Raw genomic sequence first — 24258 nt, forward strand, 5'->3', positions numbered from 1 at the left:
TTTAGTATATACCCAAGTAACCTCAAGGTGCTAGATTCAGCGAGATTTGCTAGGGAATCTGTCTAGGATCTGTTGACCTTTCTCGGCTAAATTTTGTCGATTTCTATGCGTTTTGTTTGCGGTGCAAGGTACGACGCTGGTCATTCCAAGCAAATACCGAGCAAAATAAAACGCTAAAACTGAGCCCTTGCGCAGTATTGGTGGTTCTTTTCTACGGCGTTATCGCTTATTGGTGTAGAGCGACTACACCGAATAAGCTCTGGCTTGTATCAAGAGTCCACAAATTGCTGCAAAATCATCTCTCAAGATCAACTGGCTCCAGCAACCATTTAGAGCAGAACTCGCACGAATTCCTGAGTTAAGACTGAGCGAAGTTCAGCAATACCCTAACATTATAGTTAATGCTCAGGAAATGCAGAAATTTCCTATACAGGTCTCCATGCCTCATTGTTTTTCAATACTTTCAGGTTTATCGGCAGAAACCACGTTGACTTTAATGAGTTTCTCACTGATTGAGTGACCGTTTCAGTTCCATATTTTTGCGTTGTGATATGTAGTCCATTAATTGACTGATTGGCAGCCCTTTGGAATAGCGAAAGCCTTGTCCAATCGTCACGCCAAGGCGTTGCAATGTGTGTTCTTCTTCTTCTGTTTCAATGCCTTCAGCGATGGCTTGCATACCCAATGTTTGACAAAGGAAGTTGATGACTTTAATGATTTGAATCGATTCTTCTCTCTTGTCTAAATCCATAACAAACTTTCGGTCAATTTTAATTTCATCAAATCCGTAGCTGAGTAAGTACTCTAATGAAGAAAAGCCTGTTCCAAAATCATCCAGTGAAAATCTTACGCCATTCGTTCTAAGGTGCTGAAGGTTGTCATTAACTTCTTTTTGCTGCTGCACTTTTGCTAATTCTGTCAGTTCTAAAACAAGCTTGTTTAGAGGGAAATTGTAGCGAGCTGCCAACGACAGCAGTTTTTTAGAAAAGTGAGCTTTGCTTAATGAGAGAGGGGAGATATTAATAGAAAGCGTAAAGCTATTTGGGCACGTATGGATAGAGTGTTGCCAGTCCTTAAAGACTTTTTCGATGATCGCTAACGTAAGCTGATGCATGGTCCCTGTCTTTTCTGCGCGAGTTATGACTTCCCAGGGAGAAGACTGATCGTTCTCACTCAGCCGAAGAAGCGATTCAGCCCCAAAAATATCAAATGTTGTCAGGTGCATCTGAGGTTGATAGTGCATATGGAATTTGTGGGTGGTAATAAGCTCTTCGATAAACGAATCAATGTATATCGTGTGTTTTAGAGCGCTTTCAAATTGCTCATGGTATTCGCAGTAATCCAGTTTGAGTTCTGTAGCTTCGAGTAGCGCGATTTCTGCACAGTGTATAAGAAGTTCAGCTTCAGATGCGTTCTCGGGATGCCGCGATATACCAATATTAATGCTCACCTCAAGTGGGTTAAGGCTTTCTTGTATGTTTGTGAAGATGGCCTTGTTATCTGAAGGCTCACTCGCGGGTAAAAATAGGAAAAAATCGTCGCCGCCCAACCGGCATACCGATGCGTTTGCAGGGCTGTACTGGGTAAGGGCTAGGCTGGTTCTTTTGAGTATGTCATCACCGTGTTGTTGCCCATACTTTAGGTTTATCGAAGAAAAGTTGAGAATATTTATTCTTACAAGGGTTCCATAGGTTCCGAACTTTTCTAACGTTTTATTCATGTTCTCTAAAAATGCTTGTCGGTTAAGGTTACCCGTAAGCGGATCTTTTTGTGCCAAAGTTGCTAATAATTCGTTGTTCTTGTTAATGGCTTCAATGTATCGAGAAGCGTGTAACGAGGAAAGATTGTAAGCATCGACAAGATCGGAAATTTCATCTCGTTCTTTTTGAGGGTAATCCTCAATTTTTTTTAAGTGTTCGTATTCGTTCTGTTCTCTTTGAAGATTAAATTGAGAAGAGAGATGTTTAAGTCGGTGTGCGACCGTTTTATGGAAAGAGCGCCTAACGATGATAATTATCGATAGGGAAATCAGAAGGAGCGAAGCAAGGAAGATAGAAATGGATAGCGCAAAGAAGTTCAGCAGGTATTCTGGATTCACGTAGGCTTCAATATGTCCCACGACCATTTCTTCACCATAACCATTGACATAATTGAGCAGAAAAATGTGATCCCATTCGTTCCACGTAAGTTCTTTTGTCGAGATGTCAAGCTCTCGGGTTTGAGCGAGCATTTCACCTTCTGACCAAATAGAAAAATGCAAGAAAAGGTTGTCGTTATCGAAAGTGGCCGTAATAGCAGACAGTTGTTCATAGTCGAAGTTGTAAATAGCAGAAGCAGTAGAGCGCTCAACGGAATTAACGCGTGAGTAAGCATTCTTTTTCATCTCAGTTAAAGACAAGTAGTAACTGGTGACAGAAAGCAAGAGCAAGGCTGCCAATGTTAGCCAAAGAAGCGGCTTCTTAACCTGACTTGAAACTTTACTGGCTATGGATACAAATTCTTTTCGCATAGACCTCATGTCCGTGGATAATCCCTAACATCACGTCCTGATATTTCAGTAAGTTATGTTGAGCTGTCATTCTAGCTGGTTCTGTATTTCAAGCTGACCAAAAGGTCTTCTTACCTATTTTTTGACTAGTGATATACCTTTACTGCAAAAACAAAGCACATAATTACATATTGGCATTGTTCGTTAACGCCAGAGCGATAAGTGAGTAACTCAATTATCACTAAGACCTAGAGGAACCCTTTACGACCACCACATCGATTTCTTTAGCTGAACGAGACAGAACTGGAATAAAGTTCAAATTTTCTTTCTTCGAACCCTGTTTCTATGAGTGCTATTAAAAAGTGTAATAGATTTTAATGAGTTAACTCATTTTTTTTTAAGTGAATGTTTACTAAGTGAGTTATGGTCTAGAAGCCTTGAGTTACATGAGGTAGCGAGCATTTATTACTTCTCCAACCAAGGTTAAATTTGGATGTATTGCCGCCTAGTATCAAAATTGAGCATCTTTGATAGCTCTTGCTTGTCTTTTTAAACCGGAATGTATTAATTAAACCGGAATGTATTAATTAAACCGGAATGTATTAATAGTGAGATAGGTGGCACCTATCATTAAAATAGTTGAATTCCATTAAGCAAAAACAAGAAATTAGACGACACTTAATTTGCACCCTTACAAATAAGCTCTTCTTAGAGTTTCGTTGCTGAGGATAAAGATTAAGTTGGATTATAAGAGCAAGTGTTACCTAGGTTAACTGCGCTTGTGAGTATATAAGGAGCGAAGATGGAATCATTAAAAGTGAAAGATTACATGGTGCACAATGCAGTAACTTTTTCTAAGGACATGTCTTTAACCGCGGCACTCGATAAGGTAATGAGTTCGAAACATATGGGCGGTCCCGTTATTGATGAACGAAAACAGGTCATTGGATTTCTTTCTGAACAAGATTTGCTCGATAAGCTCGTGAAGGTCAGTTATTACTGTCAAGATACACATTTAGTCAGAGATTGTATGAGTGTAGATGTGCTGACTGTGACACCTGAAATGTCGGTCATAGAGCTGGCTGATATGATGAAAGTTGGAAAACCCAAAGTGTACCCAGTCGTTAATGTTGATGGGAAATTTTTGGGGATCATTACACGAACTGAAGTGCTGAAAGCCATTGGCGTCAGCTTAAAAGATTGTTTCCAACATCCGGTTTAATTCATTCCGTGTTTTGTGACATCTCGATAAATGAACTCAATTCTTAAGGCGCATATTGCGCCCTTTTTGTTATTGTTTCTTACCAAGAATAGTGAATAAAGGCGTCAATATGGTCGGTAAAGAAGCCACGTTTGTCACGGGTTCAACGATGAAGCACATACTTACCATGTCTGGTGCAGGATCCGTAGGTTTATTGGCATTATTTGCGGTTGATCTTCTCGATATGCTGTTTATCAGTATGTTGGGGCAAGTTGAGCTCGCTGCGGCAGTTGGGTTTGCTGGAACGTTACTGTTTTTTTCTACGTCAGTATCTATTGGTTCTTCCATTGCGATGGGGGCGCTGGTGTCGAAAGCGTTGGGGGCTAAGCAGCATGAAAAGGCGGTTAGGCTTGCCAGTAATACGCTGGTGGTTTCTTTCTTTATTACGTTGATCGTTACCTTATTCATGTACGCGTATTTGGATGAATTGCTGAGTGCCGTGGGCGCAAAGGGGGTGGCGCTGGAACGAGCGAAAGCGTATCTGCAAATCATCTTGCTAAGTAGCCCGTTTTTAGCGCTAGCAATGGCGAGTGGGGCAGGTTTGCGTGCCAGTGGCGATGCAAAGCGCAGCATGTGGGCGACACTGTCTGGCGGTTTAGTGAATGCGATATTAGATCCTATCTTTATTTTTGGTTTCGATTGGAATGTAGAAGGTGCAGCCGCGGCTTCCGTCGTGGCGCGATTCACAATGCTCTATGTAGCCTTAGCCCCTTTGATCAGCGTTCATAAGTTGGTGAAGTGGCCAAATTGGCTCGACGTTGGGAAGGACTTGCGGACCATTTTGACTATCGCACTCCCAGCGGTTATCACCAATACGGCAACACCAATTGGTAATGCCGTTGTTACTGCTAATATTGCCCAATTTGGTGAAGACTATGTTGCGGGCTATGCTGTGATTGGCCGTGTTATACCTGTGGCGTTTGCGGTGATTTTTGCTCTATCGGGTGCTGTTGGTCCGATCATTGGGCAGAATTATGGCGCAGAAAGAGTCGACAGAGTGCGAGACACGCTGCGTAACTCTTTGTTATTTGTCACGGTCTATTGTTTGTTGGTGTCAGGAATTCTGTATCTCATACAAGATTTCATCATTTCAAGTTTTAGTCTTACTGGCGATGCGCAAACTATGGTTGTGGCGTTTTGTACTGTCGTGTCCCTTAGCTTTGTTTTCAACGGAGCGTTGTTTGTTGCGAATACGTCGTTTAATAATCTAGGAAAGCCAATCTATTCAACCGCTTTGAATTTAGGTAAAGCAACGTTAGGAACCATTCCATTTGTCTATTTAGGCGCAGAGTGGTTTGGTGCACTGGGTGTATTGTATGGGCAAGCGGTGGGGACGGTTGCATTTGGCATATTGGGTCTTGGAGTATTACAACACCATGTTCAATCGATGTTTGCTTCACAAAAATCAAAACCAGAAGTGATCCCTGACGAGATCGAACCCGTGGTGACCACCGTTAATATGGCATCATTTTACAACTGTGATCCGGTCATGATGGAAGAAGTCACCGCTCAGAAACCCATTTGTCACATCGCAAAGACGACACCAATACGTAACTCGAACTTACCAGAGGGAATTCGACTCGAAAGAGATGCAGACCCTAAGGAATAAGTTTGCATATTCATTGATCTAACGCCATGAGCCGGTTTCCTTATATCGCGGATAATAGACACATCCGCAGTATAAGGAAGCACAGTTGTCATATGCGTCAGTACATCAAGTATTTCGTTCCACTCTCCATTCCACTCTTTGTTTGGATGCTGCCTTTGACGGCGTTTCCATTTGAGGGAATGACCATACTTCAGCAACGTGTCATTGCTATCTTTTTGCTTGCCGCATTATGCTGGGTGTTCGAACCCATTCCAATTTACGCCACATCGGTTGTCATTATTGTGCTGGAATTGTTGTTGCTTTCCGACAAAGGGCTCATCTTTTTTCGGGCGAATCAAGATCAACCGCATTTCGGTGAACTGCTCAATCACAGTGACATTATGGCTACGTTTGCTAGCCCTATTATCATGCTGTTTCTCGGTGGTTTCTTCTTGGCGATAGCGGCAACAAAGTATCGGTTAGATGTGAACTTGGCACGTGTACTGCTCAAACCATTTGGCAGTAGCCCGAATAACGTCATGTTAGGGCTTATGTTGATCACTGGTGTCTTTTCTATGTTCATGTCGAATACTGCGACAACAGCGATGATGCTATCTATTTTGGCGCCAGTGATTGCGGTATTCGGTCCTAAAGACCCTGGTCGAATAGCGTTTGCTTTGTCTATTCCTGTTGCTGCTAATATTGGCGGAATTGGCACCCCTATAGGTACGCCACCGAATGCTATCGCTCTGAAGTACCTAACGGGCGATAATGTGATTGCTTTTGGTGAGTGGATGGTATTCGGTGTGCCGTTTGTCATTGTAATGATGACTCTAGCTTGGATCGTCATCGGTCGTTTTTATCCAGCAAGCGAAAAGAAGATTAACCTGAGTATCAAAGGGAAGTTCCTTAAAACACCTAAGGCGATAACGGTATACATTGTATTCGCATTAACCATTCTACTTTGGCTGATGGGGTCGTCCCACGGAATGAATTCTTATACCGTTGCGCTCATTCCTGTTGCTGTTTTTTCTTTGACTGGAATCATCAATAAAGAAGATTTAAAAAAGATTTCTTGGGATGTGCTGTGGTTGGTGTCTGGTGGTATTGCTCTTGGTCTTGCACTGGATAAAACAGGGTTAGCTCGGTTGGTTGTGCATAGTATTCCATTTGATGAGTTCTCCCCATATGTGGTGCTTGTTGGTGCGGCCTTCTTGTGCTTACTCATGGCCAACTTTATGTCTCATACGGCGACAGCAAACTTGCTTATGCCAATCATGGCTGCGCTTGGTATGTCCATGTCTTCACTCGCGCCTCTCGGAGGGGAAGTCACATTGATTCTGGTGGTTACTTTTGCTGCATCGCTGGGCATGTCTCTGCCTATTAGTACGCCTCCGAATGCGTTAGCCCACGCGACAGGCAATGTGGACAGTCGTCAAATGGCGAAAGTGGGCGTTATCCTCGGGGTTGTGGGTGTTCTATTGAGTTTTGTATTGGTTTGGATTCTTCACGTGGTCGGACATATAGGATAGATCGATGGGCAACAGTGTAGAAAAAATCGTTGAACACTATTTTTCTAATCCTCAATGCTATCTCTCACTCGAATCAGGCGAGCCACTGTTGGTGCAAGGTGAAGAAAACCGAAGGCTTTACTATGTGGTTTCCGGAGAGCTGGAAGGTTTGGTCTCTGTCTCAGAGGCTGGCGCCAATACCAAAGTCTTTAGTGCCTCAGAAGGAGCATTTATTGGTGTTCATAGTTTTTTCTCTGGCAATTACCTTGCGTCATCCAGTGTGGTTTCCCGATCCCCCAGTGTGTTGGCTTGGATTGACAACGACACACGACCGATAGATGAAGAGAACTTAGGATCACTAACCCAACAATTTACCCCCGTTATTTTGAATGAACTGTCTCGTCGCCAAAAGCGAGCCATGCAAGAGTCAGTCGAGAAAGAGCAAGCACTGACCCAACTTCATATCGCCGAGCAGATGACGACACTGGGTCAATTAGCGGCGGGGATCTCTCATGAATTGAATAATGCGGTGGGGGTATTAAACAGCAAAGCGGAACGTTTGCACGATGTAATTCTAGCTTTGCTAGAAGAGCTGCACCCAGGTGCCAGTCAATTCGTTGATGCAGGGTTGATGAAAGGTCAAAACGTTGGTTCGGCAGAAGTTCGTGTAAGAGCCAATGAGATTGTGCGTAAACACGGCTTAGAGAGAAAGCTTGCGAAATCCTTAGCTAGAGCCATGTCTGTTAACGACTTAACACAAGATTGGCTTAACTCACCAGAAGAGGCGGTGAAATATTGGGGAATTGGACGCGACTTACATGATATGAGAGTCGCATCCCGGCATGCAGTCAGCATTGTTAAATCGGTCAAGCAGCTTGGAAGAGGCGATGCGGAAGCAAGCGAGCCGGTTGACGTGAACGAAAGCATTCATAAAGCACTCGCGTTGCTTCAAAATGATTTGCGTCGAATAGACGTGCGTTTTAGCCCAGCGGCAACCGCGGTCATGTCTGGAAGTGAAAGTGAATTAGTGCAAGTTTGGGCAAACATCCTGAAGAACGCTTGCGATGCATTAACGTCTACCGTTAATCCTGGAATCGATATTATTACTCGTGTGAGCGACGCGCATATTAAGGTGACCATCGCCAATAACGGACCGGAAATAAAAGAGAGTATCCGCAGGAAGATATTTCAACCTAACTTCACGACCAAGAAAGGTGGATTGTCGTTTGGTTTAGGGTTGGGGCTTTCGATAGTGAAACGAATTGTGAGCCGTTATCAGGGAGCGGTCGTGGTAAAGAGTGGCCCTGAAAAAACCATTTTCAGAATCAAATTACCCATGGAGGTTGGTAATGGAAAAAATTAATATCATTTGCGTGGATGACCAACGAGAAGTATTGAGTGCTGTGTTGCAAGACCTCACGCCGTTGGAGAATTGGTTAGAGATAGAAGATTGCGAATCAGCAGAAGAAGCGCTTGATCTTATCGACGACTTAGATGCGCAAGGAGCGCATATCGCACTGATCATTTCCGATCATGTTATGCCGGGTAAGTCGGGTGTAGAGCTACTCACCGAAATATCTGAGGACAGACGATTTCCCCATACAAAGAAGGTTCTTCTTACTGGGCAAGCCACGCATCAAGATACCATCTGTGCAATTAATAAAGCGCGAATTGAAAGCTACTTTGAAAAACCTTGGAATGGGAAAGAGTTGATTGATTGTGCTCGCAGATTGGTGACGGAATACATTTTTGATGCTGGAATGGAATACGAATTGTATCAATTGCAATTAGATCAACAAACGGTGTTCAGTCGTTTGAGGTAATTTTCACAAAAACAGCTTTTACCAAAAATAAGCTTGACCTTAGACTCGACTCCAAGGTGTATAGTCAATATCAGCTAACGCATACGACTTACAGTTCATATGCGAACCCACAGAGTTTACCGTGAGCTGGAAACGATTGTGGATAAACAATAAGAAGGATAATGACTATGTGCATAAAACACGAAGCCTGCAGTAACAAAAGCTCTGCCTCGACTCTGTCTATCAGCAGTTGCGTTCCTATTGATTCGTTAGGCAGCAATACCAAAATCAGGACGTGCTGTGATAGTGATACCTGTTCTAGTGGAGGCGAGCCTTCGATTGAGGAAGAAGGTGAGCGGTTGCCAGAAAGTGATACGCTTTCTGGTAGTTGGAAAATTTTGGGTATGGACTGCCCATCATGTGCCCGTAAAATAGAGAATGCGGTTTCACCCCTTTCGGATGTTTCACACGCCAAGGTTCTATTCGCCACCGAAAAATTGGTGGTGCAGTACTCTAAAGCTGAAACCGTAGCATTAATTGAGCAAGCCGTTCTTAAAGCAGGCTTTCAATTCGAAGAGCCTCAAAAATCTAAACCGACCCATTTAGAAGAAAACAAATGGCTAACGCTTATTAAAAGCAACCTCAACATCATTACGCTATCCAGTGCAATGTTGGTTTCCGCTGTCATCAACCAATTTTCTCCGGTAATAGCCTCATGGCTGTTTACGCTCGTATTCTTTGCGGGTCTTTATCCGGTGGGTAAAAAAGCGATTCAGTTAGCGAGAAGTGGGACACCTTTCGCTATCGAAACATTGATGAGTGTTGCTGCAGTCGGTGCCTTATATCTTGGTGAAACAGTGGAAGCGACGATGGTGTTGCTACTGTTCTTACTTGGCGAGAGGTTAGAAGCTTATGCCGCTTCCAGAGCGAGGAGTGGAGTCCAGTCTCTCATGGCATTGGTCCCTGAAACCACGATACGCATTGAAGGCGGTGCTCGTGTTGAAGTGGCAGCATCCGAATTGGTTATTGGGGATATCATTGAAGTTGCGCCAGGCGATCGCTTACCTGCCGACGGCAAGTTGTTTAGCGGCAGTGCAAGCTTTGATGAGAGTGCGCTGACTGGCGAATCGGTACCTGTTGAAAAGCAGGTAGGCGATCAGGTGATGGCCGGATCAATCGTTGCCGACAAAGTGGTAAGGCTAACCATTACATCCGCACAAGGTGAAAATGCGATTGACCGAATCCTCCACTTAATTGAAGAGGCAGAATCCCAAAAAGCACCTTTGGAGCGTTTCCTCGATAAATTCAGCCGCTGGTATACGCCATTGATGATGTTAGTGTCGTTGATGGTCATCATTACGCCACCGCTTTTCTTTGCACAGCCATGGGAAACCTGGGTGTATCGCGGTTTAGCTTTATTGTTGATTGCGTGCCCTTGTGCTTTGGTTATTTCAACGCCAGCTGCGATTACGTCGGGCTTAGCGACGGCAGCAAAACGGGGTGCCTTGATCAAGGGAGGAGCGGCTCTTGAACTATTGGGTAATATCGAGTTGGTCGCATTCGATAAAACGGGTACGCTGACGCAAGGCAAACCCGAAGTGACCGACATTATTTCTTTAAATGAACTCACTGAGGAATATCTGCTTCGAGGAGCCGCTGCGATTGAAGTTGGGTCTTCACACCCACTGGCAAAATCATTAGTGAAAAAAGCGGAAGAGGCAGGCATAGATCTGCCAGAGGCTGAAAATAAGCAAGCGCTGGTGGGAAGTGGGATAACAGGCATTGTTGAAGGAAAGTCTTTAGCATTGATTTCGCCCTCTAAATACCAAGGGGTTGTAACTGATAGAGACAAAGAGCGCGTAGAATCCCTCGAATCCAAGGGGAAAACGGTTGTGTGGGTTGTTGTCGATGATGCCGTTGAAGGGGTGGTTGCGTGGCAGGATATTCTTCGCGTTGATGCAGCAGAAGCCATTCAGAAGTTAAAAAAACTTGGTATCGATTCCGTTATGCTAACGGGTGACAATCCATTAGCAGCAAAGGACATGGCACAAAAGGTTTCAATGGATTTTAAAGCAAGCCTTTTACCAGCGGACAAAGTGGCTTATGTAAACCAGATGGCGGCTCAAAAAAATATAGCAATGGTTGGAGATGGCATTAACGATGCGCCAGCCATGAAAGCCGCATCGGTCGGCATTGCTATGGGGGGCGGCACGGATGTTGCGCTTGATACAGCGGATGCGGCTTTAACTCACAGCCGGCTGGTAGAGTTACCCGCAATGATTGAGCTATCTAGAGCTACGCTAAAAAACGTTCAGCAAAATGTCGCTCTGTCACTTGGGCTTAAAGGGATCTTTTTGGTCACTAGCTTGTTGGGTATCACGGGGCTTTGGGTTGCCGTGCTTGCCGATAGTGGCGCAACGGCACTAGTGACACTGAACGCGTTGCGTTTGTTGCGATTTAAACCTCAGTCTTAAAGGCTGTTCTAAAGGGGTGCCTTGGTGGTGCCCCTTTTTACTCAGGTTTGACCGTGGTTATAGGGTTAAACTCATTTCTTTCATTTCTTTCATTTCTTTCATTTCTTTCATTTCTTTCATTTCTTTCGCTTGATCCATATTTGGAACATTCCAGACGATAGGATACTTGAGTGTGATTCAGATCTATAAAGTGTGAAATTGCTTGTTGCTCTATAAATAAATTCGTGAACTTGATCACCAATCAATAACGTGTAGTCGGTTACAGTAATCCAGTCCCCATTAATCAATCTAAATACCCCAAAACTTGTAACAAGCCGAATTCAAATGAGTTCGGCTTGTTCTCCTTTTTTCTGGAGTAAAGTGAAAAATAAAGTGAAGGGTAAAATTCCTTTTATAATTTATAGGGGTGACGAAACAAATGACAACAAAGGAGTTCCTTATGTCTGAAGCTGTATTTCACTTAGGTGTTACCAAAGAAGACCTTGCTGGCTCTGCATTGGCTATCATCCCTGGTGATCCTGCTCGTGTTCAAAAAATTGCGGAGCAAATGGAAAACCCTGTATTTTTGGCAAGTCACCGTGAATATACGTTGTACCGAGCAGAATTAGATGGAAAGCCTGTCGTGGTTTGTTCCACAGGTATCGGTGGTCCTTCAACGTCTATCGCTGTTGAAGAGCTTGCTCAACTGGGTGTTCGTACTTTCTTACGTGTGGGTACAACAGGCGCGATCCAACCACACGTGAACGTGGGCGATATGATTGTTACCACAGGTTCTGTTCGTCTAGACGGTGCCAGCCTGCATTTTGCTCCAATGGAATTCCCTGCTGTTGCTGACTTCGATATCGCGACAGCGATGAAAGAGGCGGTAGTTGAAGCTGGCGCGACGGCACATATGGGGGTAACGGCATCAAGTGATACGTTTTACCCAGGGCAAGAGCGTTACGATACCTTCTCTGGTCGTGTTGTGAAGCGTTTTCAAGGTTCCATGCAAGAATGGCAAGACATGGGTGTGCTAAATTTTGAAATGGAGTCCGCAACGTTGTTAACCATGTGTGCGAGCTCTGGTCTGAAAGCCGGTTGTATCGCGGGCGTTATCATTAACCGCACACAAAAAGAAACACCCGATCACAGCACGTTGAAAGAGACGGAAGCAAAAGCGATCAAAATCGTGGTCGAGGCAGCACGTAAAATGCTGTAAATCCAGAGCACAAGTGCAACGTTAAAAAGGGCATCAGTGATGCCCTTTTTGAGTATTAGGAAAGAAATTTAGCGACGTGCCGAGTGCTCAACGAGCGTAAGCTTCAATAAGCTTTAGTCTAACTCTTCATGCCCACCAGCGTCTTTAAACCAAGAAGTGAGGTTTGACTTAAGATCTTTTAATTCATCGGGGCCAATTAACGCTAACCCTAAGTCTTCTGCCCGAGTAATGTCGTTGTGGCGAAGTGGGCGGAAGCTAACCAACATCGCACGAGCCTGCAACCCACCAAGTAAGTCTCTGAGTGATTCCAATTTGTATAGAGTATCGTCTCCGTCGTCTCTCATGCCTTTTGTTTTACATTCAATAATGTGTAGCTTGTTATTGACGACTGTCGCGATGTCCAATTCATTTCTCACTTCTTTTTCACCAAGTTGGCGATAGACTTGAACGTTCAATGAGCGATCTTGGATGGTTGGGAGCTCGTCCTGAATTTGTTTAACAGTGCTGTGCACCAGGTTTTCTAGCCATTCACCATTGGAAAAACGCCGCGCGTCTTCGTTGGCAAACGTTAGAACGCCATTTTCATACGTGGCTAATTCGGTATCGACAAGATCAGAGATGAGTATGTCCAATTCTCGGTAACCTTGTTGCTTTTCAGTCAGTGAAACATCCAGCTTCTGTTCTTTACGGCAGGTTGTTGCTAAGTAATTTAGTGTGGCGAGACCAGGACCAAGTTCAATGGCATTCCCCGCCCAGCGCTCTCCCAGCTGATAGAGCTTTTGATCGAGTTGCTCGGGAATGACTTGTTCAGAGAACTCACTTCTTGCCCCAAAAATCGTAAGATAATCTTCAATTTTTATGTGATCTTGCACTTGAGCATCTTCGCGTCCGTCAGGGTACAACCAGCAAAGCTTGTCACTGAATGGTTCAACCACAAAAATTGGCCAGTGATATGTGCGAAACACTTCGTAAACCGATAACAATCGATGTCTCAATCCACAGCTGGCATTGAGCTTGACGTCCACATTTCGAGTTTGCAAATCTTCCGCAAGTGCTTGAATGGATTTTTTAATTTTTGATGTATTAACAGCACTCGGGATTTCGTAAAACTCGGAAGTAATGCCTCTTGGCTTCAGTATCGAGTAGAGTCTTTGGTACATAGATTCTTGATTCTTATCGCCAATGAATACGATGTGCGTACTTATTGTTCTGTGATCCAAAAGCGGGGTCACGAGTCGCACAGGATCTTGATCGATAATACCTACATGTACGGCCATGTCATGTCCTCAATAAACGAACCTGCTGGAAAATGAGAGTAGAAAAATCAGCAAGTCATTAAGTTATGGGGATGGGGCAAATAAATAACAAGAGCCGCGCCTCGAAAACTGCATCTTTACGATATGGGCTCAACAGTGTGGTATAGAGAATAAGCACTTTGTGCCATTGATGCACTTATTGATATGGCTATTTTAAGTAAAGAAGTAAGCCCACGTTGAGGTGGGCTTTGAGTTATAAATTGAAAGCTCAGACTTAAAGCTTAAAGCGGTGAACAATATCACCTTGTTGACGGGACAGACGCGTGAGGTCTTGGCTGACTGTTGCGATTTCAGACATCGCCTCGTAGCTTTGATTCGCGATGTTATGAATGTCGTTTAAGCTTCGAGCAATACTGCTGGATGTTGCTTGCTGCTCTGCTGCCGCTTGTGAAATATGATTACTCATGTGGCTGATTTCCAAAATCAGCGCCTGAATTTCTTCCATTGCATTGTTCGCATGAGAAGCTTGGGTAACAGATTGCTCCATATCGTCCATGCAGCTTTTTATTACCTGACTAGCTGACTGAGAACTGCTCTGGAGGTTGCTGATCATACTTTCAATTTCACTCGTTGAATGTGTCGTTTTTTGAGCCAGCACCCTAACTTCATCTGCCACCACTGCGAAACCACGGCCTTGTTCTCCCGCGCGAGCCGCCTCGATAGCGGCGTTTAACGCAAGTAAGTTGGTTTGCTCTGCGATACTGCTAATCACATCTAAAATAGAGCCAATTTCACTGCTCATTCGCTGAAGTTGAGAGACAGCATTAACGGATTCATTTAATCGGTTTTCAAGCTGATTAATAGTTGAGATGTTCGCATTCATAATCTTTCTGCCAGATTCCGATGCCGTCCCCACTTGATGAACCATATCCGAGGATCTTTGTGCACTTTGTGCAACCTCTGTGACGGAGTGTTCCATTTCCGTCATTGCGGTGGCCACTCCTGCAGTTTGTTCCCGCTGAGCGTTTAATTGGTTTTGGGCACCGACAGAGGTGCTTCTATTCGCAGACGCCACTTCGGTGAGTTCGTCAGCGGCTTCATTGAGCTCTTGCAAAATATTATGAAGATTGTCGGCCAGTGAGTTGATATGTCGACTTACTCGACTGAATTCGTTGTCGTAGCGTATATTAATACGTTTTGTCATATCCCCAGCGGTGAGGCTTTCCAATGTCGATAAGATTCGTGTTAGTGGCTCTCGCACACTGTGTGCAACGTGGTAGCCAATTCCAAGAGCGATGGCACAAACAATCACGCCGATACCGATAGCCTTAATGTATCCTTCTTCATAGACCGTTCCCGCTTCTTCAAGCGATTTTCCAAGTTGGTTAGAAGCCACCTCATTGAACGATTCAAGTAGCTTCATCGAATCATCCACTTTGATTGCTAAATTCGCAATGTTGTCGTAGAGCTTTTGACGCGCAATTAAGTAGGTATAATGCTGATCCAGCACGCCTCCGGCTTTTCCTACATCACGAGTAAACTGGTTAACAGACTCATCGAAGACCTCTTTTAAAGAAGGAAGATGATTGGCTAGTCCTCGGTATGCGTAATTTAAATGAGTCACGGCTTTTTTATTCTTGTTTACAGCTGCTCTCACAAATTCCGTATCACTGCTTGCAAGTGCATCAGAGGTGACCGTTTGAGAGTCTTTCAGTTTGTCGAAATAGCTCCCAGACATGACTTTTACGGCAATATTGTCTTGCTTATTGACGTGCTCCTTCATTCGAACACTGAGCTCAGTATGCAATCTATGGAAATCTCGAGATGATTTTTGCACCTCTTCCTGAGCCGAAAACATCGCCTTGTAATTGTCCATCGCCTCGATGGCTTCTTCAAAATATTGCCCCTCCATTTGACGTAAGTCCTCAATTCGAGAACCGATTTCAGGAATAGAACGGCTGGCTTCTTCTAAAGCAATCAACGCGTCTTGAAAATTATTTTGAGCTTCGATGAACGCCGCTTTGGAGTTGTCCATGCGGGATTGACTTTGCGTCGTTAGGAAATCCTTAAATGCTTTATCAGCAGAAAGTAGCCTAACACTTGTTTGGTTAGACATTGAAACTAAAGGTAAAGACGTGTTTGACACCGTCTCGAAGTTGGTGTGTATTTTATCCATTCCGCCCATCATGATAGTAATGGTCGTAATGAAGAGCACTACAATGAGTGCAAAGCCCGCATACATGCGCCGTATGACTGAACCCTTCATACGTTTCTCTCCCAAATAAAAAGGCTCGAAAAGTGCCAGAACCTACAATTGTTTTTCACATTGGGGTATCGACTGAGCCAAAAAATAAATAAATGTAACGGGGGTATTTTACGATGGGTTTCAAAACTTTACTTTGACGAGCCTTAAACATTTTTGTGTGTGATATGAGTTCAGAAGTGTTTTTGGTAACAAAATTATAATTACGTTGCTCGATATAATGAGTGTGTTATGTACAGTGTTTTTTATTGTCATCTGTCATGGGTTCCGCCATACTATTGTTTCTGTATCAAAAACGTATTTGTATTATACCCAAGTAACCTCAAGATGCTTGGTTCAGCGGCTTCTTTGTATGTGAGAAGTAACTGGCTTTGAGGCAAGGCACCGATACGAAAATAGAGCTTTAAGAAGCTATCGCTTTCTTTATTAAACATCGGTAACGCAGTATGGAAGCTTGTTATACTCGTCCTTGGGAGCCTAAACACTGTTCCATGTCATCGTCAAAGAACTCGGAAAGGATTCGTCATTCCACGGCGCCCTTCTCCTAGAACAGGAATAGCCTATGAGGCTCTGAATCCTGAGGTCACTTGAGTATACAATCAAAGAACTTGGTGTTCATTTATTGCAGTCAATCACTCAGGAGCTTGCGACTATGGCTGAAGAAACCATATTTACAAAGATTATCAATAAAGAAATTCCAGCAGATATTGTATTTCAAGACGATATGGTGACTGCGTTTCGCGATATTAACCCTCGTGCTCCGAAGCATATTCTGATCATTCCCAATAAACTTATTCCTACCACTAACGACGTAGAGGCCGAAGATGAAGCCATGATGGGTCGTATGTTTACCGCCGCGAGAAAAATCGCAGAGCAAGAAGGCGTGGCACAAGATGGTTACCGACTCATCGTGAATTGCAATGCTCATGGTGGGCAAGAGGTATACCATATACACATGCATTTGGTTGGTGGACAACCACTTGGTCCTATGCTTATCAGCTAATTAAGATAGATTTGATAGAATTCATAGCCTATTAAAAATACGAAGAAAACGTTAGGGGCCGGAGTGTTTTTTGTTCGAAAAACAAGTGTGATCCAAAAAGTGGCAGTTATTGGCTCAAGTGCTCTGTTGAGTGCTTGTACGACGATGTCTGCCGGAAACCTGTTTAGTCATTACAGCGAGCAAACACAAGAAGTCTATTTTGCTGTTCGCAACGGAAACTATATTGAAGCACAAGCCGGATTCACTCGCGATATCGCTGGTCCAATCTTGGATAATATGGAAAAAGGCAGGGTATCTTTTTTAGCAAAAGACTATCCGCAAAGTTTATCGTTTCTGCAAGTGAGTGATAACGCGGTAAGAGCATTAAACGACAGGGCGGTCATTTCAGTCAGTGCAGCCGTTTCATCTATTGGCGCATTGGCGACGAATGATAATCTGACAACCTATGAACCTGCAGACTATGAATTGGGTTTTTTGCATTTATATCTAGGGTTGAATTACCTTAAGAAAAATGACTTGTCCGGTGCACTCGTTGAAATGCGCAGAGCGAACCAAGTTCAAGAGCAAGCCAAAAAGCGCAGACAATCCGAACTTGAATCGGCACAAGAATCTGCAACAAAGCAAGGTGTCTCGCCTAACATTGCTTCCATTATGGCCAATTATCCAGACGCAGGTAAAACGCTTCAAGCGGTTCAAAATGGCTACTTACTTTATTTGTCGGCGTTGCTGTATGAAACAGACAACGATCTAAACAGCGCTTACATCGATTACAAGCGCGCGTTAGGTGTTATGCCAGAGAATAAAGAAGTGATTGATGGTGTGCTGCGTGTCGGTCATAAGCTTGGCATGCGACAAGATTTAAACGTGTATGAAGCGCGCTATGGTCAATACTCTAAACTGCCCGCAGATAAAGGCAGAGTGATTGTTTTGGATGAGCAGCGTATCGTGAAAGCTATGGATTCTTGGAGCTATTCTTTACCCATATACAGTTCCAGAGATGACCTGATATCAATCCATACGTTAGCCTTACCCTATTACCCAAACAGTGAGAGTTATCCGTCGGCAGGCTTGATGTTGAATGGTCAGACGTTAAACAGTTCGGAGCTTGTCGATGTCAATCTTATGGCGCAAAACAATCTTAATGAGCGGATGCCAAGCATCGTGATTCGACAAGCATTGCGTGTCGTTGCCAAAGATCAGCTTAGAAGGGAAGCGGCAAAAGAGGATGGAATCGGTAACGCATTATTCAGTATCTGGAACGCACTTACAGAGCAAGCAGATACTCGCAGTTGGCAAACATTGCCTGCCGAGGTATACAGTAGCAGTCAACAAGTGAGTTCAGGGGAACATACTCTTGTTGTGAACGGTCAAAACTATACTTTTAATGTTAAAGCCGGACAAACTACTTTGGTTTGGGTATCACGACAAGGGACAGGATCGTCAGTGTGGCACAAACAATTAGGGGCTATCTAATGAAGAAAATATCAATTGTACTATTGTCTGCGATTGCAGCGTTCGGTTGTGCTCAGACGCCGACTGCTGGCTTGAGTATTGACGGACAATCACAAAGAGTGATTATGAACGACAACGTTTTAGGTGGTCGTTTGGATATCGATAATATTGATACCGATGAAGTGAATGGTCACGCACGTGGTATTGTTCGTTTGGCTAGCCGATACCAAGGCGACCAACACGTTCAATATCGCTTTTATTGGTATGATGACAAAGGCTTAGAAGTAAACAGTAAACCGGGCGCTTGGCGCAAAGTCATTATTAGAGGTTTTGAGACGATTTCTATTTCAGAAGTCTCTGTAAACCCTAACGCGACTCAGTACCGTGTTCAAATTCGCCAAGCAAATAACTAAGGAAACATTATGAAAAAAAGTGCAATTGCCCTACTTGGACTCGCTGCAATTTTGAGTGGTTGTTCAAACCAAGTGTCTTACGGTGACGCTCAAGCCGTTGAAACGACGACGATTGATTTTGGATCTACCGATTTACAAACGATTGCGGGTCAAATGGTAGACAGTATGCTGATGTCTGGTTCTGTAACAGCAATCACTCGTGAGAGTCGTCCTATCGTTTTTGTTGAGCGAATCAAAAACAAAACCAGCGAGCATATCGATACGGAATCTATCACGGATTCAATCAGCACTAAGATGCTGAATTCTGGTAAGTTTCGCTTTGTTGATATGGGGCGTGTTGAATCGGTGCGCGAGCAATTGAACTTCCAGAATAATGATGAGCTAGTGAATCGAAGCAGTGCTATCCAGTTTGGTAAAATGGTGGGTGCGCAATATATGCTGTACGGAAACTTATCAAGCATTGTTAAGAATGCTGGCAGTGACCAAGACGTTTACTACAAAATGACGATGCGTTTGATGGATTTAGAAACCGGTCTAATTGAATGGGCTGACGAAACGGAAATCCGTAAGCAAAAATCTAAAAGTTTCTTAGGTCTTTAATTGTTATATTTATAAAAACGAAGTGAAGGGGAAGTGCTAAGTGGCAAAAATGGGATGGCAAGAAGCAATTCAACTTGATGATTCCTTAGTATCACTTAGCGACTATTTTCCTGACCCACCAGAAGAGATGGAACTTCTTTCTGGTGGGCTTAGCAATCGATGCTGGAAAATATCCCATCATGGTCGCCAATTCGTATGGCGACCCATTTCAAGAAGTACTTCTGTATTCGGTATTTCTCGAGCGAACGAATACCATCTTTTAATGGCACTTGCACCTTATCCATTCTCGCCAGATCCAATACTAAACAACGAACGGGGACTGCTTGTCAGCTGGATTGACGGTCACCCTGTCGACGATCAGATTTCTCAGGACGAGTTATTGCTCATGCTTGCAACGATCCATAAAGTGCAGATAAACGATAAGCCCATCCAAAAACTGTTGTTTTCCGAAAAAGTCGATCATTTGTGGATGCAGCTAGATGATAAGAAGAGAGACGAAGACCTTGTCAGGCTTTATAGAAAGCATCGAGAACCCCTTTACTTACCTGAATCATTCAAAACCTTATGTCATTTTGATTTTGGGGCTTACAACTTGATTCGAACGCATGATGGTATTGGTGTCATTGATTGGGAATATTCGGCTATTGGTGATCCTAGGATGGATCTGGCGATGACAATTGACGTTTCTGGTCTTAACCCTGAAATAGCCGTAGCGATGTACTGCCATTATCGTGGCATTGATTTGTCCGATATGGATGAGTGGCAGCAAAGTGTGGAATTGTGGCTACCTAAAATAAGATTGTTAGGGATGTTGTGGTATCAAATAGGCTATCAGTTGTGGGGCAATGTCTTGTATCTCGAGCGGTCTCAGCAATTGAAATCGGAGCTATTAAAAACGCTTATTTGAAAGCATGCACATTAAAGAGAGGAGCGGAGCATAAAACTGTTAGAAGGGTCACTATCCTAAACATTCCCTTTTATTGAATCTTTAAAACCCCAATGTTCGTGGTAGATTTGTCAAATAATAAATCCAAATGGCACCGTAGGAGGTTCCATGATTATCTACTTGCACGGCTTTGACTCAACCAGCCCAGGAAATCACGAGAAAGTACTCCAACTTCAGTTTATTGATGATGATATTCGATTCATAAACTACAGTACTTTGCATCCCAAGCACGACATGCAGCATTTGTTAAAAGAAGTCCATAAAGCAATGGAAATGTCTTCCGATCCAAACCCGATGATATGTGGTGTGGGGTTAGGTGGATATTGGTCTGAACGAATTGGATTTTTGTCGGGTATTAAACAAGTTATTTTTAACCCCAACTTGCACCCAGAAGACAATATGCAAGGGCGCATAGATCGACCTGAAGAATACGAAGATATCGCCACAAAATGTGTTGAAAAATTCAGAACAAGAAATAAAGATAACTGCCTTGTGATATTATCACGCGAAGATGAAATCCGAGACAATCAGTTAACGGCTGAGGAGCTTGAGCCCTATTATCAAGTCATTTGGGATGAATCTGAAACCCACAAATTCAAAAAAATCTCGCAACATTTACAGATGATGAAGCAGTTTAAAGAGCAAAGTGTAAGTTGAAGATAATATCCGAAAAGTGCCACGTTTAAAGTGGCATTTTTAACATGGATGGCTCATAGCTAGGCACTTAATGTGTGTTTTTTGTCAGTTTTTGAGGGGTATTCAATATAGTCCAGTGAATTACTCCTTACATCTAGCCATCATCCCTTTGCTCTTTCCTTTCACAGAACGTCAAGTCTTGGTACTTTGGACCTCAGTTCATTCCTACGGCAGATAAACCCCATAAAAGATGACATCGAATGGTTCAAAAACACGTCAATTAGTCTGAAAACAAAGGATTTCTTTAAAACATAAGTTGCCAAGTTGGTGCGGGGCTTTATAATGATTTTTGATAAATATCAAGAAAATTTGAGAGCGAGTAAGAAGCTTGCCCAATATCTATGTGCTAGAGCACACTTTAGTCCAAATAGTGATTCCTTAGGTTTCCCTTCACTTCGCTGATATGAGGCTTCAATACAAGCCCAAAAAGAATTCAATGCTTTGGCTGTTTAAACAGCGGGAGCCAATATTTTTTGTATTACATAGGAGTGTCGTTGTGACGCGTATTATAGTTGTAGGCGGTGGTGCAGGTGGTCTTGAACTTGCCACCAAGCTCGGACGGACGTTGGGTCGAAAGAGGCGCGCAAACGTGACTTTGGTTGACCGTAAAGCCAGCCATTTATGGAAACCGCTGTTGCATGAAGTGGCAACGGGTTCTTTGGATGAAGGTGTCGATGCGTTAAGCTACCGAGCTCATGCTAAAAATCATCATTTTGATTTTCAAATGGGCAGCTTAAAAGACATTGATCGAGAGCGTAAGGTAATTTCCTTAACCGAGCTTCGCGACGAGCAAAACGAACTTCTAATGCCAGAGCGAGAGTTAGAATACGACATTCTTGTTATGGCAATTGGCTCTACCTCAAATGACTTTAACACCCCAGGTGTCCGAGATCATTGTATTTTCCTAGATAGCCCTGAACAAGCTCATCGTTTCCGAACGGAAATGAACAATGAGTTCTTAAAACTGCATGCAAAAAATGGTCAAGGTACCGTTGATATTGCAATTGTGGGCGCTGGTGCAACGGGCGTAGAACTTTCCGCCGAGCTTCACAATGCCGTCAAAGAACTCCGAACTTATGGTTTTGGGGATTTGGATTCCAGCAAACTCAACGTAAACCTTGTTGAAGCGGGTGAGCGAATTCTGCCTGCATTGCCACCTCGCATTTCCAGTGCCGCGCACCAAGAGCTAACGAAACTTGGTGTAAATGTACGCACGGCAACGATGGTCACTCAAGCCGATGCAGACGGCCTGACGACCAAAGACGGTGAGAAGATTCATGCTCAAATTATGGTTTGGGCAGCCGGAATCAAAGCGCCTGATTTCATCAAAGATATCGCAGGGTTGGAAACAAACCGCATTAATCAATTGGTTGTGAAAGACACATTACAAACCACACGTGATGACGATATATTTGTAATTGGTGATCTTGCTCAGTGCACTCAAGCTGATGGGAAATTTGTGCCACCGCGCGCCCAAGCCGCGCACCAAATGGCAAGTCAGGCGTTCACCAACATTGTCGCGAAATTGAATGGGCGCGAAATAAAGCCCTACGTATACAAAGATCATGGCTCATTGGTTTCACTCAGTCGATTCTCTACCGTAGGCAGTTTAATGGGGAACCTTACAAAAGGCTCTATGATGGTCGAAGGTCGGATTGCCAGAGTGGTCTATATATCACTGTACAGAATGCACCAAATGGCGTTGCATGGCGTTATTAAAACGGGGCTTATGATGCTGGTTGGTCGAATTAACCGCGTGTTACGTCCAAACTTAAAACTGCATTAATTTTAGCGTGTTTAATTAAGAAGTAAGCGTTTAGCGAACAAAGCAAAAGGGCTCGTATGAGCCCTTTTTATATGAAACGCTTCTTTTCTAGGCAATTACATTTCAGTTATACGAGAATTACTGAGGAATAATCGAGTAAACAAGGCCATCTTTTGGCTTCCCATTATGCACAAAACGGTTCCGTGCGATTCCTTCGCAAATGGCACCGCATTTTTCGGCAATTTTATGGCTGATGATGTTCTCGGGGTCGCATACAATTTCTAGTCGAGTGAGTTTCATTTTGCTGAAACAACATTCAATCAAAGCATCCAGTGCTTCCTTTCCATAGCCTTGATGTTGATGCGAATCAGAAATCCAATAGCCCAAGCACCCCATATTGAAAGACAAATATCGTTCGGTGAGTGCGACCATACCAATAAATTGGTTCGTCTCTCTCTCAAAAATTCCGAAGCCAAACGCGAGACCTTTTAACCAGTTGAGCCGATTGGCGATGAGGAAATCGTAACCGTCTTCAGTCGAAAAATCATGGTCGCACCAATCGAGCCATTGGTGAAGAGATGGCGAGGTTTGAATAGCTTGCGTAAACGATTCAACTTCTTCATTTTTAATCAAACGAAGCTCGATTCTTTTGGTGATGATGCAAAAATCAGGCGAAAAGTGCATAGTCAATACGAATCGAACGACTTAGTTAACACGACGGACTTGAATGATCATACCCATTAATGGGTGATCTAAGTAATGGGTTTCACCGCTGCGCATACGTCGTTTTTGATCCATGCGGTAAGATTTAAGAAACTCTTCAACCTGCAATGTTGGAGAGACAGACTCCAAGTGACCAATTTGAATGGTATCGTTACCTTCTTCAGGCGCTAGCTCTAGCGTTTTTTCTTCGAATGCGACATCACGAATACTTGGTTTTTTCAAATCAAGCTTAATGTCTGCAAACAAGTAATGCTGTACGTAAACTTGCAGTTTTCCTTCCAGTTCATAGTTTGGCTGGAAATTCGTTTCTTCGGTAATGCCATCACCTAAATTGGCAACTAACTGGTTTTTTTTGCGGGCTTTCCCGGTCTCATCGAATTGTTGAGAATAATCTTTTCCTGCGGTAATACGAAACACTGGTGCACTTTGACTGCCTCTGTCGCCTTGTCGCCAAGCGACATGGATAAGAGGGGTAAACGCTGCGTGCTTTCTTAACGCTTCATATTGAGCGTTGAGCATATAGCTTGATTTTGGCAGTAACACGGCACCTTTACGACGAATGTTCTCTGTATCTTGGAAAGAGTAGGCACCCTCTAAATTAATCTGTGGGTTTTGATTTGGCCAAGCTTCATTCACAAGTTCAGGATCCACTGCTCGTTTAAACAAGATGACTTCAATATCAAATTGTCGCGCTGCCAAAGATTCAAATGAGAATAGGCACAGCAGTATTGGGATCAGTTTTTTCATTGTTGCTCCGTCAGGTAAGAGTGGTGGTATGCCACTCTTTGGCTGTAAATAGGCATTCGGTAAGCGTACCAA

At 43.6% G+C, this 24258-nt stretch carries 19 protein-coding genes; 14 read left to right on the forward strand and 5 right to left on the reverse strand.

The window, feature by feature from the left end; all coding sequences use genetic code 11:
* Window positions 1-505: 505 nt before the first annotated feature.
* The gene (locus HC752_RS06075) at window positions 506-2509 is read right to left on the reverse strand and encodes a bifunctional diguanylate cyclase/phosphodiesterase (RefSeq protein ID WP_190334243.1); all 2004 of its coding nucleotides are present in this window, start codon (window positions 2507-2509) and stop codon (window positions 506-508) included.
* 781 nt (window positions 2510-3290) lie between these two features.
* Here HC752_RS06075 and HC752_RS06080 point away from each other — a divergent pair.
* The 7 genes from HC752_RS06080 to udp all read left to right on the forward strand — a co-directional run bounded on the left by HC752_RS06080 (window position 3291) and on the right by udp (window position 12322).
* A complete protein-coding gene (locus tag HC752_RS06080) occupies window positions 3291-3710 on the forward strand; it encodes a CBS domain-containing protein (protein WP_190334244.1) in 420 nt (139 codons plus the stop codon).
* A gap of 109 nt (window positions 3711-3819) precedes the next feature.
* Complete coding sequence (locus HC752_RS06085; protein ID WP_190334245.1) at window positions 3820-5358, forward strand: MATE family efflux transporter; 1539 nt, start codon at window positions 3820-3822, stop codon at window positions 5356-5358.
* Window positions 5359-5450: 92 nt separating this feature from the next.
* Complete coding sequence (locus HC752_RS06090; RefSeq protein WP_190334246.1) at window positions 5451-6869, forward strand: SLC13 family permease; 1419 nt, start codon at window positions 5451-5453, stop codon at window positions 6867-6869.
* Window positions 6870-6873: 4 nt separating this feature from the next.
* The gene (locus HC752_RS06095; RefSeq protein ID WP_190334247.1) at window positions 6874-8211 is read left to right on the forward strand and encodes an ATP-binding protein; all 1338 of its coding nucleotides are present in this window, start codon (window positions 6874-6876) and stop codon (window positions 8209-8211) included.
* Window positions 8198-8671: a response regulator gene (locus HC752_RS06100; RefSeq protein WP_190334248.1), complete on the forward strand. Its 474-nt coding sequence runs from the start codon at window positions 8198-8200 to the stop codon at window positions 8669-8671. Before HC752_RS06095 ends, HC752_RS06100 begins: the two co-directional genes overlap by 14 nt.
* Before the next feature lie 167 nt (window positions 8672-8838).
* Window positions 8839-11124 (forward strand): zinc/cadmium/mercury/lead-transporting ATPase, encoded by a 2286-nt coding sequence (locus tag HC752_RS06105; RefSeq protein ID WP_190334249.1) that lies wholly within the window; start codon window positions 8839-8841, stop codon window positions 11122-11124.
* Window positions 11125-11563: 439 nt separating this feature from the next.
* The gene (udp, locus tag HC752_RS06110) at window positions 11564-12322 is read left to right on the forward strand and encodes a uridine phosphorylase (RefSeq protein WP_190334250.1); all 759 of its coding nucleotides are present in this window, start codon (window positions 11564-11566) and stop codon (window positions 12320-12322) included.
* 113 nt (window positions 12323-12435) lie between these two features.
* Here the strand turns inward: udp and HC752_RS06115 are convergent, their stop codons facing one another.
* A complete protein-coding gene (locus tag HC752_RS06115; RefSeq protein WP_190334251.1) occupies window positions 12436-13599 on the reverse strand; it encodes a DUF1887 family protein in 1164 nt (387 codons plus the stop codon).
* Window positions 13600-13852: 253 nt separating this feature from the next.
* Window positions 13853-15844: a methyl-accepting chemotaxis protein gene (locus HC752_RS06120; RefSeq protein ID WP_190334252.1), complete on the reverse strand. Its 1992-nt coding sequence runs from the start codon at window positions 15842-15844 to the stop codon at window positions 13853-13855.
* Window positions 15845-16493: 649 nt separating this feature from the next.
* Here HC752_RS06120 and hinT point away from each other — a divergent pair.
* The 7 genes from hinT (at window position 16494) to HC752_RS06155 (ending at window position 22737) form a co-directional block, all read left to right on the forward strand.
* The gene (hinT, locus tag HC752_RS06125) at window positions 16494-16844 is read left to right on the forward strand and encodes a purine nucleoside phosphoramidase (protein WP_104400714.1); all 351 of its coding nucleotides are present in this window, start codon (window positions 16494-16496) and stop codon (window positions 16842-16844) included.
* Window positions 16845-16988: 144 nt separating this feature from the next.
* The gene (locus tag HC752_RS06130; RefSeq protein ID WP_238930444.1) at window positions 16989-18317 is read left to right on the forward strand and encodes a COG3014 family protein; all 1329 of its coding nucleotides are present in this window, start codon (window positions 16989-16991) and stop codon (window positions 18315-18317) included.
* On the forward strand, window positions 18317-18709 hold the full coding sequence (locus HC752_RS06135) for a YcfL family protein (protein WP_190334253.1): 393 nt from the start codon (window positions 18317-18319) through the stop codon (window positions 18707-18709). Before HC752_RS06130 ends, HC752_RS06135 begins: the two co-directional genes overlap by 1 nt.
* 9 nt (window positions 18710-18718) lie before the next feature.
* Entirely contained in the window at window positions 18719-19309 is a 591-nt protein-coding gene (lpoB, locus tag HC752_RS06140; RefSeq protein WP_190334254.1) for a penicillin-binding protein activator LpoB, read from the forward strand.
* Between the two features lie 49 nt (window positions 19310-19358).
* Complete coding sequence (locus HC752_RS06145) at window positions 19359-20216, forward strand: phosphotransferase (RefSeq protein ID WP_238930445.1); 858 nt, start codon at window positions 19359-19361, stop codon at window positions 20214-20216.
* A 147-nt stretch (window positions 20217-20363) separates the two neighbouring features.
* A complete protein-coding gene (ycfP, locus tag HC752_RS06150; protein WP_190334256.1) occupies window positions 20364-20912 on the forward strand; it encodes an alpha/beta hydrolase YcfP in 549 nt (182 codons plus the stop codon).
* A gap of 535 nt (window positions 20913-21447) precedes the next feature.
* Window positions 21448-22737 (forward strand): FAD-dependent oxidoreductase, encoded by a 1290-nt coding sequence (locus HC752_RS06155; protein ID WP_190334257.1) that lies wholly within the window; start codon window positions 21448-21450, stop codon window positions 22735-22737.
* 117 nt (window positions 22738-22854) lie between these two features.
* Here the strand turns inward: HC752_RS06155 and HC752_RS06160 are convergent, their stop codons facing one another.
* Together HC752_RS06160 and HC752_RS06165 are read right to left on the reverse strand one after the other, a co-directional pair.
* The gene (locus tag HC752_RS06160) at window positions 22855-23400 is read right to left on the reverse strand and encodes a GNAT family N-acetyltransferase (protein WP_190334258.1); all 546 of its coding nucleotides are present in this window, start codon (window positions 23398-23400) and stop codon (window positions 22855-22857) included.
* Window positions 23401-23421: 21 nt separating this feature from the next.
* Window positions 23422-24186, reverse strand: coding sequence for a peptidoglycan binding protein CsiV (locus tag HC752_RS06165; RefSeq protein WP_190334259.1), 765 nt, complete (start codon window positions 24184-24186; stop codon window positions 23422-23424).
* Window positions 24187-24258: the final 72 nt, after the last annotated feature.

This window comes from Vibrio sp. S9_S30, from assembly GCF_014694455.1.
Taxonomy (GTDB): domain Bacteria; phylum Pseudomonadota; class Gammaproteobacteria; order Enterobacterales; family Vibrionaceae; genus Vibrio.

What these genes read in the sequence shown, in the direction of transcription:
- HC752_RS06075 (WP_190334243.1), bottom strand. Translation starts at nt 2,509, where the DNA reads ATGCGAAAAGAATTTGTATCCATAGCCAGTAAAGTTTCAAGTCAGGTT.
- udp (WP_190334250.1), top strand. Translation starts at nt 11,564, where the DNA reads ATGTCTGAAGCTGTATTTCACTTAGGTGTTACCAAAGAAGACCTTGCT.
- ycfP (WP_190334256.1), top strand. Translation starts at nt 20,364, where the DNA reads ATGATTATCTACTTGCACGGCTTTGACTCAACCAGCCCAGGAAATCAC.
- HC752_RS06115 (WP_190334251.1), bottom strand. Translation starts at nt 13,599, where the DNA reads ATGGCCGTACATGTAGGTATTATCGATCAAGATCCTGTGCGACTCGTG.
- HC752_RS06165 (WP_190334259.1), bottom strand. Translation starts at nt 24,186, where the DNA reads ATGAAAAAACTGATCCCAATACTGCTGTGCCTATTCTCATTTGAATCT.
- HC752_RS06105 (WP_190334249.1), top strand. Translation starts at nt 8,839, where the DNA reads ATGTGCATAAAACACGAAGCCTGCAGTAACAAAAGCTCTGCCTCGACT.
- HC752_RS06080 (WP_190334244.1), top strand. Translation starts at nt 3,291, where the DNA reads ATGGAATCATTAAAAGTGAAAGATTACATGGTGCACAATGCAGTAACT.
- lpoB (WP_190334254.1), top strand. Translation starts at nt 18,719, where the DNA reads ATGAAAAAAAGTGCAATTGCCCTACTTGGACTCGCTGCAATTTTGAGT.
- HC752_RS06095 (WP_190334247.1), top strand. Translation starts at nt 6,874, where the DNA reads ATGGGCAACAGTGTAGAAAAAATCGTTGAACACTATTTTTCTAATCCT.
- HC752_RS06130 (WP_238930444.1), top strand. Translation starts at nt 16,989, where the DNA reads ATGTCTGCCGGAAACCTGTTTAGTCATTACAGCGAGCAAACACAAGAA.
- HC752_RS06145 (WP_238930445.1), top strand. Translation starts at nt 19,359, where the DNA reads ATGGGATGGCAAGAAGCAATTCAACTTGATGATTCCTTAGTATCACTT.
- hinT (WP_104400714.1), top strand. Translation starts at nt 16,494, where the DNA reads ATGGCTGAAGAAACCATATTTACAAAGATTATCAATAAAGAAATTCCA.
- HC752_RS06085 (WP_190334245.1), top strand. Translation starts at nt 3,820, where the DNA reads ATGGTCGGTAAAGAAGCCACGTTTGTCACGGGTTCAACGATGAAGCAC.
- HC752_RS06160 (WP_190334258.1), bottom strand. Translation starts at nt 23,400, where the DNA reads ATGCACTTTTCGCCTGATTTTTGCATCATCACCAAAAGAATCGAGCTT.
- HC752_RS06090 (WP_190334246.1), top strand. Translation starts at nt 5,451, where the DNA reads ATGCGTCAGTACATCAAGTATTTCGTTCCACTCTCCATTCCACTCTTT.
- HC752_RS06100 (WP_190334248.1), top strand. Translation starts at nt 8,198, where the DNA reads ATGGAAAAAATTAATATCATTTGCGTGGATGACCAACGAGAAGTATTG.
- HC752_RS06135 (WP_190334253.1), top strand. Translation starts at nt 18,317, where the DNA reads ATGAAGAAAATATCAATTGTACTATTGTCTGCGATTGCAGCGTTCGGT.
- HC752_RS06120 (WP_190334252.1), bottom strand. Translation starts at nt 15,844, where the DNA reads ATGAAGGGTTCAGTCATACGGCGCATGTATGCGGGCTTTGCACTCATT.